The organism is Paenibacillus sp. J22R3 (assembly GCF_056269305.1).
Genome location: NZ_JBWDNS010000003.1, coordinates 54,795 through 68,233 on the forward strand (window position 1 = coordinate 54,795; position 13,439 = coordinate 68,233).

The window sequence follows — 13,439 nt, forward strand, 5'->3', positions numbered from 1 at the left end:
CTGCATAACCCTTTTGATTTAGTAGGAGTGCGTGTTTATTTCTGTCTGATGAGCTTCGTAATGCGGCCGTCGAAGATCCATTCCGCAACATAGACGTTACCTTGCGAGTCTACACACACGCCATGCGGGGAACTGAATTTATCAGGACGGTAATAATCTTTCGGCAAATTCGGCCAGCCCTGCTGCTTGTATGCCTGCTGGTCTTCTCCGAGATGCGTAATCAGGCGATCATTCTTATCCAGCACGGTTATGCGGCTGTCCAGATCCGGCATATAAACCTCGTCTCCGAAGAAATAGAAGCTGCATGGCAGATCCAGATTATGATCGACGAAACGCTTATGCTCGCCCTCTAGCGTGAACACTTGAATACGGCTGTTTCTGCGGTCTGCGACGTAAATTTCCGGCTCTTCGCCGCGCAGGTTAATGGAGATGCCATGCGGTTCTTTGACTTTGCCGGGCTCGGAACCACGGCCGCCCCATGAGCGGATGTAATTGCCTTTGGCATCATAGTGATGAATATAGAATTGACCGTAGCCGTCAGAAACGTAAATGTCGCCGTTTGGCGCCACGCACACATCCGTCGGCACATAGCGGCGCTCGGCATCATATAGATCCGGACGTTCCGGTCCGCCGATTTCTAGCAATACGTCTCCGGAGAGGGTTGTTTTGACTACCAGCGCACGGTTTGTATCTGCGAAGTACAAATACTCGATGCCGTCTGCGTCGTCACGGTGCAGGTAGAAGCCGTGAGCGCCTCCCTCAAATTCTGCGCCCCACGACGTTAGGAAGTTTCCCTCTTTGTCAAAAACAACGACGGAGTCTTTGCTCGTGTTATGTACGTAAACGTTATCATTTGCATCGACGACAATACCGTGAGTATAGCCGTAAGTGATTCCTTCCGGAAGCTTACCCCAGCCTTCTGCAACTTCATAGGAGTGAGATTCGTTACCAATAATCAATTTTTCAGACACGTTCACATTTCTCCTTTCAAGTTTTCGTACAATCCCAAGTATACCAAAATCGCGGAATCGCGGAAGTAATATTTTCACAAAAAAAGCAATATCTACATGGAATCTCTCCATTTCGATATTGCTTCCTCCTTGCGATATATGTATCTGTGATAATAGGCCCAGCTTTTACAACGAAGCTTCCTGCTCCTCACTTGCTATGACCGTTTGAATGCCATGTGCATGGGCGATTGACGCCAGCTGCTGTGGAAGCGGCCTGTCCGTTATAAAGGCTTGCAGCTCGGTGAGCGGCGCAATGGAGAACAATGAAGTGCGACCAATCTTCGTATGATCGAACATCGCATAGGTGGATTGGGATCTGCGTATCATCGCTTTGGCGATCTGCGCCTCTTGCTCGGAATAGGTCGTAATGCCTCCGGTAGAGGAAACACCGTCAACGCCGAGGAACATTTTGCCGATGTGCAGTTGACTGATCATGCCTTCGCCAAGCGGCCCGCAACATTCAAAGCTGTTATGCCGCATCATCCCGCCTGTTACAACGACATTGATATCGCTGCCGGCCAGCTCCATCGCAACGTTGACCGTATTCGTCACAACGGTAATGCCTCTTCGCGTTTTGAGCAGCTTGGCCAAGTAATAGTTGGTCGTGCCGCCGGACAGACCGACAACATCGCCTTCGAAGATCAGCCCCGCCGCTGCTGCCGCAATCCGTTCCTTCTCGAGAAAAGATAAGCCTTCCTTCTCTGCGAAGGGAAGCTCTCTCACCGCATTCATGCCGTCATACATCGCACCGCCAATCGTCCGAATGACCGGCTCTGATTTCTCCATCAGCTCCAAATCGCGGCGCGCCGTGGCTTCAGAAATGCCAAATCGTTCTACGACCTCTTGGATCGTAACTCGTCCTTGCCGCTTCAGCACATTCATAATCTGCTCCCGCCGCCGCTGTCCTTTCGACGATTGCACATCAGCCATTTAGCGTTCCACCCAGCCTTTGTCCGACAATCTGCGCTCGACAGACGCCCAGTCAGGAAGCGCTTCCCAGTCACCGCGCATTTGGACCACCAATGCGCCGCTGATGCTGCCAAGGCGTACAGCCTCAACTACACTCATGCCTTTGAGCAATCCCGCCAGGAAACCGGAGCAGAACGCATCGCCGGCCCCTACTGTATCGATTACGCGATCAACCGGATAGAACGGTACTTCTACCGCTTGGCCATTCTCCAGAACGACTGTCGTATCACCGACACCCTTGATGATGCTAATTGCCGATAGCTTCGACAGCTCCGCCTTCACACCTTCAAAATCATCGTTGTTATAAAGCAACCGCAGCTCATCCCAGCCCGGCAGGAAATAATCAGCTTGCTCCGCAAGCGGCATTACCGCTTCACGCGCTTCCTCGATCGTCCACAGCTTCAGACGCAAATTCGGATCGAAGGAAATAAGAACGCCGGCTTCCTTTGCAGCAGCCACAACAGCGAAGATCGTATCGCGGCAGCTTTGGCTGAGCGCCGGCGTAATGCCGGAGATATGCAATATTTTGCAGCCGCGGATGTAATCCAGATCAAGCTGATTCGGCTGCATCCGGCTGGCGGCGGAGTGCTTACGGAAATAGTGGACGGCTAATTTCCCTGCCACCATTTCGCGGAACATCATCCCTGTCGGCGCTCCTTCGACCAAGCTCGCGCGCGACACGTCTACTCCCTCACCGCGAATGCGCTTCATGATCACGCGGCCGAACGGATCATCGCCGAGCGCGCCGAACCAGCCGACTGATTCGCCTAAACGAGCAACGCCAATAGCCACATTGCTCTCCGCTCCTCCGAAGCTTACTTCAAGCGTAGGGGCATTCTCGATCATTTTATCTCCCTGCGGCATAAACAAAGCCATCGTTTCCCCGAAGGTTAATAAATCAGGCACTGCATTCGTCAACGGTTATCCCTCCAATGTGACTTACATCGTTTTGATAATCGGATATTTCATGAAGTAAAGAATTACTACATAGATAACAAGAATGATTAGACTCAGTACGCGGGCTTTGCCAATATGAGCCGTTGCACTTTGACCGCTCTGAATCTCAGCTGCAATTCGTTTCAGCGGTTTCGTCACAATCCCCCCCAGTGCTGCAATTGCCAGGAACAGCAAAGTAACAATAATCATCCAAATTACTTTATACTCACCTTGCGACATCAAGTAACCGCCTGTCAGCAACTGCAGGACGAGAAAATATTGGGCAATGCGGTTAGCGGAAACCAGACCTTCTGCAAGGCCAGCTTGTCCGGAGCCGTCAAGCTTGGATGCGCGTCCGACCATCAGTGGCAGAACAAGGTAAAACCCCATTCCGGCAGCACCGAGCACGTGCAAAAATAACATGAAATTCAACATCCGTACGTCCTCCTAAATTGTATTATGATCTTTACAAGTATACTAAAATCGGCGCGGCAATTCAAAGAAACCCGTTTATTCAGCGGCAGGCGACAATCGATGCTTCACCATAACAGCTTTGATCGCAAAATATTCGACATCATCCGGAAGCGCTTCTTTGATCGGCTTGAGCTTGTCTACCCCAACCTGATTGATGGTTTCCACAATCTGAGCCTCATACTGCTGGGGAATAAAAGCATCCCAGTCCAGCTCCTCGCCTTCTTGTGCACATCGCAGCAAGTGGTTCTCGATCGTCACTCGTCCCATACCGCGAATCGACGCGATGTCAGCGATGGAATGACCCATGCCTAGCAGCGTCAATGACTGCATGTGGCTTGATAACCCCTCTAGCTCTGCTTGAATAGCAGCTGTGAGCGCTTCAGAAGGCTTCTCACGCTCTGCACGCGGCACTGATGTGACTGAATCAGTGTGGGGAGTAGAAGACTGTGAGAAAAGCGTACCGCCTGTCTCAGCCGCTGCAACGCCTTTAAACGATCTTACGATTGCAATGACTTCACTGCCGTATTTGTTCGCCTTAGCGGCCCCGATTCCTTTCACGCCGAGCAGCTGCTCTGTATTCACCGGCTGTCGATCCGCAATTTCACGAAGTGCCGCGTCGAAAAACAACATAAACGGCGGGACATGCTCTCTGGCCGCCGTAACCCGGCGCCATTCGCGAAGTGCTTCAAACAGCGGCGTGTTCGCCGAAGTGACCGAAGTGCTCTCGGTTGCCCTTCTTTTGGCTGCCGCACTTTGTCTGCGATGAACCGTCACTTTCCCTTCCAGCACAGGAAGTGCTTCGGCTGTGAGCGAAACCGTCGGATACTCGCCTTCGCTGATACGCAAATAGCCTTCTGCCACAAGCCAGTACAGCAGATCCGTGATCTCTTTCTCAACCCAGCTCCTCATGAGTCCATACGTGGACAGACGGTCTAACCCAAACTCAATAATACGTTTCTCTCTTGAGCCCTTCAGCACCTTAGCTGCAAGTGAAATTCCGAATCTGCCCTTGAGCCTTCCCACGCAAGATAACGCCTTGCGCGCATCCTCAGTCGTATCAATCAGCGCGCTTTGGTCCAAGCAGTTGCTGCATTTTCCGCATTCCGGCACATCCGACTCTCCAAAATATTTCACGATATACTGCAGCAGACATTTCTCCGACCTGCTGTAATGCATCATCGTATAGAGCTTATTAAGCTGAATCGTCTTCCGCTCCGGATCGCCAGTGCTTCTGTCGATCAGAAACCGCTGCACCTGGACGTCCTGCGGTTCGAACATGAGGACGCAATCACTCTCTTCACCATCACGTCCTGCACGTCCGGCTTCTTGATAATACGACTCGACATCGCCAGGCATCTGATAGTGAACGACATAACGAACGTTCGGCTTGTCGATCCCCATACCAAACGCATTCGTCGCAACCATCACCCGATAGTCGTCGAATCTGAACTTCTCCTGTGCATCGGCACGTTCTTCGTCGCCTAAGCCGCCGTGGTATTTGCCAACCGTAATCCCAAGCCGGCTCAAATCCTCGCTCACTTCATCCGCTTCCTTGCGTGTTGCCGTGTAGACGATACCTGATTGATCAGGCCGCTGTGAAACGAAGTCGCGCAGAAATTTACGTTTATCCGTTCCCGTAACTACGGAGAGCGTTAAGTTCGTCCGGGCAAATCCGGTAATGAAAATATTCGGCTGGCGCAGTCCGAGCATCGCGGCAATGTCATCTGCGACTTCCGGTGTCGCCGTTGCCGTGAACGCCGCAACCGGCGGCCGATTCTCCAATCTCCCGATCCAGCCCGCAAGCTGGCGGTAGCTCGGACGGAAATCATGTCCCCATTGCGACACACAGTGCGCCTCATCGATCGCAATCAGCGGAATATGCATTTGGCTGGATAGAGAGTCGAACATATTGCTGTCCAATCGCTCGGGCGCTACATAAAGCAGCTTGTACACTCCCTCTGCCGTCTGCCTCACTACATCGCGGTAGGCAGCTGCATCTAAAGAGCTGTTTAAATACGCTGCGGGTACTCCTAAGCGGTTTAACGCATCCACTTGGTCCTTCATTAACGAAATAAGCGGCGAGACCACAATCGTGGTCCCTGGCAGCAGCATGGCCGGAAGCTGATAACAGATCGACTTTCCTCCGCCGGTCGGCAGAATCGCGAGCGTATCTTTACTTGCGAGCACGCCTTCAATGATATCGCTTTGTCCTTTGCGGAAGCTGTCGTAGCCGTAGACTTGCTTCAGCATCTGCTGTGCTTCAGTATGCATGGGCAGCCACCTCCTTCTTCAAATTAAAAACAGCAAAACCCTGACGAAGAATCTGTCAGGGTCTCATGTGCTTCATGAGCTGTGTCTTGCTCTATTAGCCGTTAACGACCGCGATCACGTTGCGAACGGAGTTAGCGGACTTCTCGAGTGCCGCTTTCTCGTCTTCCGTAAGCTCAAGCTCGAATACTTTCTCGATGCCGTCACCGCCCAGAATAACCGGTACACCCATGAATAGGTTATTGTAGCCGTATTCCCCTTCTAGCAGCGCGATAACCGGAAGGATGCGTTTCTTGTCCTTCAGAATCGCCTCTGTCATCTGAACGAGCGATGCAGCAGGAGCATAGTAAGCGGAGCCGTTACCCAGCAGGTTGACGATTTCGCCGCCGCCAACACGTGCACGCTGCACAATCGCTTCAATGCGATCAGCCGGAATCAGTTTCTCGATAGGAATGCCGCCTACGTTGGAGTACCGTACAAGCGGAACCATATCGTCGCCATGACCGCCAAGCACGAAACCGCGAACGTCTTCCGTAGATACGTTCAGCTCTTGTGCAATGAACGTGCAGTACCGTGCTGTATCGAGTACGCCGGATTGACCAATCACTCGGTTCTTAGGAAAACCAAGCGTATTGTATGCCGCGTAAGTCATCGCATCAACTGGATTAGAAAGAATAATCACGTAAGCATCCGGGCTGGTCGTTTTAATGTTTTCGCAAACCGATTTCACGATGCCGGCATTGGTGTTGACCAAGTCGTCGCGGCTCATGCCCGGTTTACGAGCGATTCCGGCAGTAATGATTACTACAGATGAACCAGCTGTATCTGCATAGTCGGAAGTACCTGTAATTCTGGAGTCAACACCAAGAACCGGTGTCGATTCCAACATATCAAGCGCCTTGCCTTTAGTCGGGTTCTCAAGCTGCGGGATATCAACCAAAACAACATCGCCAAGCTCTTTCTGCGCAAGCATCAATGCTGTCGTAGCACCTGTGAAACCCGCACCTACAACTGTAATTTTATTACGTTTAATCGCCATTACAAACGGCCTCCCTTAAACAAATGTAATTTACGCCTGTCTAAATCCGTCATCAGCCGGCTGGGATTCCAAAGGATAAGTCCTTGGGGTCCTCCTCAAGTTGAGAAGGACCCCAAGGGGACGTGCTTCGTATGGGTGAATTACAGGTTTTTGATGATTTCGTCAGCGAATGCGGAACATTTAACTTCAGTTGCGCCTTCCATCAGACGTGCGAAGTCATAAGTAACGGTTTTGTTGTTGATTGCTGTTTCCAGACCTTTGTAGATGGAATCAGCAGCTTCTTGCCAGCCAAGGTGCTCAAGAAGCATTACGCCGGACAAGATAACCGAACCTGGGTTTACAACATCAAGGTCAGCGTATTTCGGAGCTGTACCGTGAGTTGCTTCGAAGATTGCATGTCCAGTCAAGTAGTTGATGTTAGCTCCCGGAGCGATACCGATACCGCCAACTTGTGCAGCCAGTGCATCAGACAGGTAGTCACCGTTCAGGTTAAGCGTTGCGATCACGTCGAAGTCTGTAGGACGTGTAAGTACTTGTTGCAATGCGATGTCGGCAATAGCGTCTTTCACGATCAGCTTGCCAGCTGCTTCTGCATCTTTTTGTGCTTTGTTAGCTGCGTCAGTGCCTTCTGCTTCTTTGATGCGGTCGTATTGACCCCATGTGAAAGTTTGTTCTGCGAACTCTTGCTCAGCCACTTCGTAGCCCCAGTTCTTGAACGCGCCTTCTGTAAATTTCATGATGTTGCCTTTATGAACGAGTGTCAGCGATTTACGGCCGTGTTTCAGCGCGTATTCGATCGCAGCACGTGCAAGACGTTTGGAGCCTTCAGCGGAAACCGGCTTAATACCGATACCGGATGTTTCAGGGAAACGGATTTTGTTAACGCCCATTTCGTTTTGCAGGAAGGAAATCACTTTCTTCACTTCTGCGGAGCCTTCTTGGTATTCGATTCCTGCATAGATATCCTCTGTGTTTTCGCGGAAGATAACCATGTTTACCAGCTCAGGACGTTTAACCGGGGAAGGTACGCCGTCGAAGTAACGAACAGGACGCAAGCATACATACAGGTCAAGCTCTTGACGAAGCGCTACGTTCAGGGAACGGATACCGCCGCCGATTGGCGTAGTCAGAGGTCCTTTGATCGCTACGATGTATTCGCGGATTGCAGTCAGTGTGTCAGCCGGAAGCCATTCGCCATAAGCGTTGAATGCTTTCTCGCCGGCAAATACTTCGTACCAAGCGATTTTCTTCTCGCCGCCGTATGCTTTCTCAACAGCTGCATCCAGAACACGCTTGGACGCTTTCCAGATGTCACGGCCTGTGCCGTCGCCTTCGATGAAAGGGATGATTGGGTTGTTAGGAACGTTTAGTACACCGTTATCGATTGTAATTTTGTCGCCTTCAGTTGGCAGTGCGAACTTTTCGAGTTGCATGAATGAATTCCTCCTAAGATTATGCGTTGTTCCTTGAGTGCATGACTATGACTCGAAGCACACGCGTGATTAATGGATTACTATCGATAAACATAACTTGACGGGAGCCGGCCCCACAACCTAGTGGCTGTGCACCGGCACCCCGCCCTCTTGCAAGGCGCCATCAGGCTGTGCCTGCTGGCGTTTGACAGCTTCTTATTCTTAACGCTGTGTAATAGGCGTTACCTTCTGGTCTACCGGTCCTGTGTACTCAGCACGAGGGCGAATCAGGCGGTTATTCTCATATTGCTCAAGAATGTGCGCTGTCCATCCGGATGCACGGCTGATGGCAAAGATCGGTGTGAATAGGTCACGCGGAATTTCCAGCGTAGTGTAAACCGATGCGGAGTAGAAGTCAACATTCGGCTTCAGTCCCTTTTGTCCGGTTACAAGCTCTTCGATCTTAACAGACATTTCGTAAAGCTCCATGTTGCCTGTCAGTTTGCCAAGCTCACGGGACATCTTCTGAAGATGTTTCGCGCGCGGATCGCCGCCTTTGTATACGCGGTGACCGAAGCCCATGATCTTCTCTTTGTTCGCAAGCTTCGCGTTAATATAGGATTCTACATTATCGAAAGAGCCGATCTCTTCAAGCATAACCATAACGGCTTCGTTCGCACCGCCGTGAAGAGGACCTTTCAAAGCGCCGATTGCGGATGTTACGCCGGAGTAAATATCCGAAAGCGTTGCAACCGTAACACGCGCTGCGAATGTGGATGCGTTAAGCTCGTGGTCTGCATGCAATACAAGCGCTTGATCCAGTGCTTTAACAGCTACTTGATCGGGCTCTTGTCCTGTTAGCATGTAGAGGAAGTTGAAAGCAATGGAGACGCCGCTCTTCGGTGCTACCGGCTCTTGACCTTGGCGAATGCGTGCAAATGCCGCAACCAGCGTAGGGATTTGAGCTTGGATCTTGATGGCTTTCTTGATATTCGCCTCTTGCGACATATCGTTAGCCGATTCGTCAAACAGGGCAAGACTTGAAACCGCTGTACGAAGAGCTGCCATCGAATTTGTATTTTTAGGGTAGAGCTTCAATTGTTCCAGCACCCCTGCCGGTACAGTCGCAAACTCGTTAAGTTGACCAAGCAACTCGTCCAGTTCGGATTGGTTTGGCAGCTTGCCGTACCAGAGTAAGTAAGCCACTTCTTCAAAAGAAGCGTGCTCCGCAAGATCATCGATGTCGATTCCGCGATATGTCAGTACGCCATCGATGATCGAGCTGATCGAGGATGTCGTTGCGACAATGCCTTCTAGACCTTTGGTTGCTGTCATGTTTCTCTCTCCTTTGACCTCTTTTTATTTAAAAAATGGAGTAACTATTAACAATAATTGGATTCGAGTTCCGTATCGTCGCTTTAATCATATCGGATTTTGACCGCGAAGTGAACAAAATCGGACATAAAATTGATTTATCGGCACCATAAAGGTTTTTTCTTCACCTTTCCTGCAATGATTTTTCCCAAATTCCTATGCTTTTACCCTCATGAACAAGCACTTTATTGCGCCGCTGTAGAAATGGTAAGATGTGATAATAGAATTAGGACTTGCATCGACACGAAAGGGGCTTACTTATGACGGAACAGCGAATTGGCATCATCGACATTGGCTCCAACTCCATCCGGCTTGTTATCTATGAACGGACTTCCGGCGGCGCTCATCGCGTCATCGACGGAAGCAAACGTGCAGCCCGTCTCAGCGATCAATTGGATGATGAAGGCGCACTGCCTTCCGGCACGATCGACGAGCTTGTAGATATGATTAATCACTTTCGATTAATTTGTGCGCATCATCGTACAGGACTTATTCGCGCTGTAGCAACCGCTGCTATTCGCAACGCATCGAACCGAAGTGAAGTGCTGCACGAAATCGAAGCGAAAACAGGGCTGCCCATAGAATTGCTGTCAGGCGAAGAAGAAGCCGGGTACGGCTTTCTGGGCATGATCAATTCCATGGACATCCAAGACGGCTTCCTCATCGACATCGGCGGCGGAAGCACGGAAGTATCGCTATTTAAGAATCGCACACTCGTACAAGCCGTTTCGTTCCCTTTCGGCTGCGTCAGCATGACTCGCCGCTTTGCAAAGGGAGGTATGTTATCCGACCAGCAACTACGAGAGCTCGAGCAGTATGTAACCGAATATGTTGAACGTGAAACATGGCTTAAATCGAGTCCGGGAAACCCGCTAATTGGAGTCGGAGGCACTGTACGAGCACTCGGCAAGGTACATCAGGCCCATACAAAGTACCCGTTCGAGAGTACTAACAACTACCCATTATTGGCACAATCGACGGACAGTTTATTTGAACTGCTGCGTAAGGAGCCTCTTGATAAGCGCAGTAAATTACCCGGCTTGTCGAAGGACAGGGTCGATATCATCGTCCCCGGCATTGCCATCTTGCGTACGATTTATCGGCTCATAGGCGCCTCGCATTATATCGTTTGCGGGGCAGGCCTGCGCGATGGTCTCTTCTACGCTACTCGCTTCCCAGAGCGTCCAAGGCTGGATGACGTCCTTACGTACAGCGTCAACAATCTGGCTGCCCTGCATCCCGAGGCGCCGACGCAGCATACCTCACAGGTCAATCGCATTGTGCTTAGCTTGATGGATGCGCTGCAATCGCAGGTGCGAAATCCGGTCCAGGCGCGGCAGCTGATTGATGTTGCTTCGATACTTCACCGAATCGGAGCCAGCATCGATTACTACGATTATCGTAAGCATACGTTTTATCTGATGATCAATTCGCATATTAACGGACTATCGCATTTAGAGCTGCTTATATGCGCATCCATTGCTTCTTTCAAAGGAAAGAATCGAGTCAAGCAAATTGCTGCAGCCTATAAACCGATGCTTGGCGAAGAAGATATCAACCACATTTGTCAGCTGGGTACCTTGCTGCAGCTGGCCATCGCACTCGATCGCAGTGAAACCCAAGCCATCGGCAAGCTCCTGATTGAGATTGCCGGCGGGAAGCTTCATCTGCGCGCTGTTCGCGCCGAAGGCATGCTTACCGTTGAACGGAAAGAAGTCGACGCGCTCGCCGGTGACTTCAAGAAGGTATGGGGATTAATTCCCGTCCTCCATACGCCGGATTACCGATAAGTTTTCCATTTGCGAATGTTTTTCGCTTGAAATTGACTCCGCAGAACCGGAAGATCATTCTGAACAGGCTCGTAGTTTCCACTTGGTAGGAGCTCGCGGGCCTTTTTGTTGTCATCCAAGTTAAGACGCAGCACATTGAATAAATTTTTGCGCAATCTCGCATCAAATACAGGACACATCAATTCGATTCGACGGGTTAAGTTTCGCGTCATCCAGTCTGCACTGGACAAGTACAGCTCCTCTTCGCCCCCGTTATGGAAATAAATGATCCGCGAATGCTCTAAGAACCGGTCAACGATACTAATTACTCGGATATTGCTGCTTTGGCCGGGTACGCCCGGTCTTAGACAGCATACGCCGCGAATAATCAGCTCAATTTTCACACCGGCCTGCGACGCCTCATGCAGCTTATCGATCATCTCTTGATGGGATAGACTGTTCATTTTTGCAATGATATGAGCGGGTTTGCCTGCAGCAGCATGGGCGATCTCGCGATCAATCAAATCGAACAGCTTCTCCTTCAGGTCAGACGGAGCGACGCCGAATGCTTTCCATTCGTAAGGAGACGAATACCCTGTTACCTCGTTAAACAATGCCGATGCATCGGCACCGATAATCGGATGAGATGTAAACAGTCCGATGTCTGTGTACAGTTTGGCCGTACTGTCATTATAGTTACCCGTACCGACGTGCACGTATCGGCGAAGCATGCCTTGTTCCCTGCGCACCACGAGCGTGATCTTGGCATGTGTCTTCAATCCGACTAGGCCATATACGACATGACAGCCCGCTTTCTCAAGCTGCCTCGCCCATGCAATATTACGCTCCTCGTCAAACCGTGCTTTAAGCTCCACGACCACCGTTACCTGCTTGCCGGACTCAGCCGCCATAGCGAGCGCCTGAACAAGCGCGGATTGACCGCTGACCCTGTACAACGTCATTTTGATAGCAAGCACATCGGGATCCTCAGCAGCCTCCGCTACAAAATCACTTACCGCCTCAAACGACTCATATGGATGGTACAGAAGCACATCCTCCTGCCGGATTACGGAGAAGATATCATCCGAATGTTCAAACTCTTGGGGGTAAACCGGCTCAATCCGTTCAAACAACAACGATTCATAGCTCGACGACAGCGAATTGGCAAAGCGCATCAGAAAACTCAGGTCGAGCGGCCCGTCGATTTCAAATACATTTTCCCCCTGCTCAAGCTCTTCCTTCAGCATTTGAAGGGCATAAGGGTGTATACCCTTCCCATATTCCAAACGAACCGGAAGTCCCCATCTTCGGCGGCGAAGCTCCTTCTCGATTTCCTCGAGCAAGTCCTCGGCGCCTTCTTCGTTCAGCGTAAGATCGGCATTACGCGTTAAACGAAACGGATCAACCGCTATCGTCGTATAACCGTTAAACAGCGTGTTGATATGTCGTTCAATCAGCTCTTCAAGAAGCACGAATTCATTCTTCTTGCTGTTAACCCGACCCGGTACAGAAATAAACCGCTGCAGGATCGAAGGCACTTGAACGATCGCAAAGAAAGGCTCTTCTTCCTCCGGCATATTCTCTCGTCCCAGAATAACGGACAAATAGAGCTCCTTCGTATGCAGCAACGGGAACGGACGGCTTTGGTCCACCGCCATTGGCGTCAGCACCGGAAATACAATATCATAAAAATATTCATCTACAGCCTTGAGCTGCTGTGCATTTAATTCTTCTATGGGACGGAAGCAAATGCCTTCCTTAGCCAAGCCGCGCATTACTTCACGGTACGTGCGGTATTGATCCGCAACCATTTGATTCGTACGTTTCATTAATCGCTTCCACAAGCCGGCAGGTGTATAGCCAGTGAAATCCCGCTTCGTATAGCCTGCTTTCATTTGATCTTGAATGCCTGCAACGCGCACGCTCATAAATTCATCCAAGTTGCTTGAGACAATTGCCAGAAATTTGGCTCGCTCGAGCAGCGGATTATCGGGGTCCTGCGCTTCTTCCAGCACTCTTCGATTAAATTCGACCCAGCTTAAATCGCGGTTTACATACGGTGATATCGTTTTATTCATTCCGGATCCTCCTGCTTGTCGATTACTCCAATTATGTAGTTTGTTTGTTTCTTCCTTATTAAACTATTGTAAACGCCATGTAAAAGACGAGACTTTATGACTAAATTTTT

At 50.5% G+C, this 13,439-nt stretch carries 10 protein-coding genes; 1 reads left to right on the forward strand and 9 read right to left on the reverse strand.

What is annotated here, in order from left to right; all coding sequences use genetic code 11:
• Positions 1-35: 35 nt before the first annotated feature.
• From AC0YN4_RS15055 to citZ, 8 genes are all read right to left on the reverse strand, one after another.
• Positions 36-971 carry an NHL repeat-containing protein gene (locus AC0YN4_RS15055; protein WP_475781940.1) on the reverse strand — a complete coding sequence of 312 codons (936 nt, stop codon included), beginning with the start codon at positions 969-971 and terminating at the stop codon, positions 36-38.
• A 165-nt stretch (positions 972-1,136) separates the two neighbouring features.
• The gene (locus tag AC0YN4_RS15060; protein WP_475781941.1) at positions 1,137-1,940 is read right to left on the reverse strand and encodes a DeoR/GlpR family DNA-binding transcription regulator; all 804 of its coding nucleotides are present in this window, start codon (positions 1,938-1,940) and stop codon (positions 1,137-1,139) included.
• Positions 1,941-2,897, reverse strand: coding sequence for a sugar kinase (locus tag AC0YN4_RS15065; protein WP_475836124.1), 957 nt, complete (start codon positions 2,895-2,897; stop codon positions 1,941-1,943). It abuts the gene before it with no gap.
• Positions 2,898-2,918: 21 nt separating this feature from the next.
• Positions 2,919-3,350: a hypothetical protein gene (locus AC0YN4_RS15070; RefSeq protein WP_475781943.1), complete on the reverse strand. Its 432-nt coding sequence runs from the start codon at positions 3,348-3,350 to the stop codon at positions 2,919-2,921.
• A 75-nt stretch (positions 3,351-3,425) separates the two neighbouring features.
• Positions 3,426-5,660 carry a DNA helicase RecQ gene (recQ, locus tag AC0YN4_RS15075; protein ID WP_475836125.1) on the reverse strand — a complete coding sequence of 745 codons (2,235 nt, stop codon included), beginning with the start codon at positions 5,658-5,660 and terminating at the stop codon, positions 3,426-3,428.
• Between the two features lie 94 nt (positions 5,661-5,754).
• Entirely contained in the window at positions 5,755-6,696 is a 942-nt protein-coding gene (gene mdh / locus AC0YN4_RS15080) for a malate dehydrogenase (protein WP_475781945.1), read from the reverse strand.
• A 140-nt stretch (positions 6,697-6,836) separates the two neighbouring features.
• Positions 6,837-8,129 (reverse strand): NADP-dependent isocitrate dehydrogenase, encoded by a 1,293-nt coding sequence (gene icd / locus AC0YN4_RS15085; RefSeq protein WP_475836126.1) that lies wholly within the window; start codon positions 8,127-8,129, stop codon positions 6,837-6,839.
• 201 nt (positions 8,130-8,330) lie between these two features.
• Positions 8,331-9,443, reverse strand: coding sequence for a citrate synthase (gene citZ, locus AC0YN4_RS15090; RefSeq protein ID WP_090981768.1), 1,113 nt, complete (start codon positions 9,441-9,443; stop codon positions 8,331-8,333).
• Positions 9,444-9,742: 299 nt separating this feature from the next.
• Here citZ and AC0YN4_RS15095 point away from each other — a divergent pair, with 299 nt between their 5' ends.
• Positions 9,743-11,272 (forward strand): Ppx/GppA phosphatase family protein, encoded by a 1,530-nt coding sequence (locus AC0YN4_RS15095; RefSeq protein WP_475836127.1) that lies wholly within the window; start codon positions 9,743-9,745, stop codon positions 11,270-11,272.
• Here the strand turns inward: AC0YN4_RS15095 and ppk1 are convergent.
• Positions 11,263-13,329 (reverse strand): polyphosphate kinase 1, encoded by a 2,067-nt coding sequence (ppk1, locus tag AC0YN4_RS15100; protein WP_475836128.1) that lies wholly within the window; start codon positions 13,327-13,329, stop codon positions 11,263-11,265. The genes AC0YN4_RS15095 and ppk1 overlap by 10 nt on opposite strands.
• Positions 13,330-13,439: the final 110 nt, after the last annotated feature.

Excerpts from the sequence above, each read along its gene's own strand:
- AC0YN4_RS15060 (WP_475781941.1), bottom strand. The coding sequence starts at position 1,940 with ATGGCTGATGTGCAATCGTCGAAAGGACAGCGGCGGCGGGAGCAGATT.
- AC0YN4_RS15070 (WP_475781943.1), bottom strand. The coding sequence starts at position 3,350 with ATGTTGAATTTCATGTTATTTTTGCACGTGCTCGGTGCTGCCGGAATG.
- recQ (WP_475836125.1), bottom strand. The coding sequence starts at position 5,660 with ATGCATACTGAAGCACAGCAGATGCTGAAGCAAGTCTACGGCTACGAC.
- mdh (WP_475781945.1), bottom strand. The coding sequence starts at position 6,696 with ATGGCGATTAAACGTAATAAAATTACAGTTGTAGGTGCGGGTTTCACA.
- icd (WP_475836126.1), bottom strand. The coding sequence starts at position 8,129 with ATGCAACTCGAAAAGTTCGCACTGCCAACTGAAGGCGACAAAATTACA.
- citZ (WP_090981768.1), bottom strand. The coding sequence starts at position 9,443 with ATGACAGCAACCAAAGGTCTAGAAGGCATTGTCGCAACGACATCCTCG.
- AC0YN4_RS15095 (WP_475836127.1), top strand. The coding sequence starts at position 9,743 with ATGACGGAACAGCGAATTGGCATCATCGACATTGGCTCCAACTCCATC.
- ppk1 (WP_475836128.1), bottom strand. The coding sequence starts at position 13,329 with ATGAATAAAACGATATCACCGTATGTAAACCGCGATTTAAGCTGGGTC.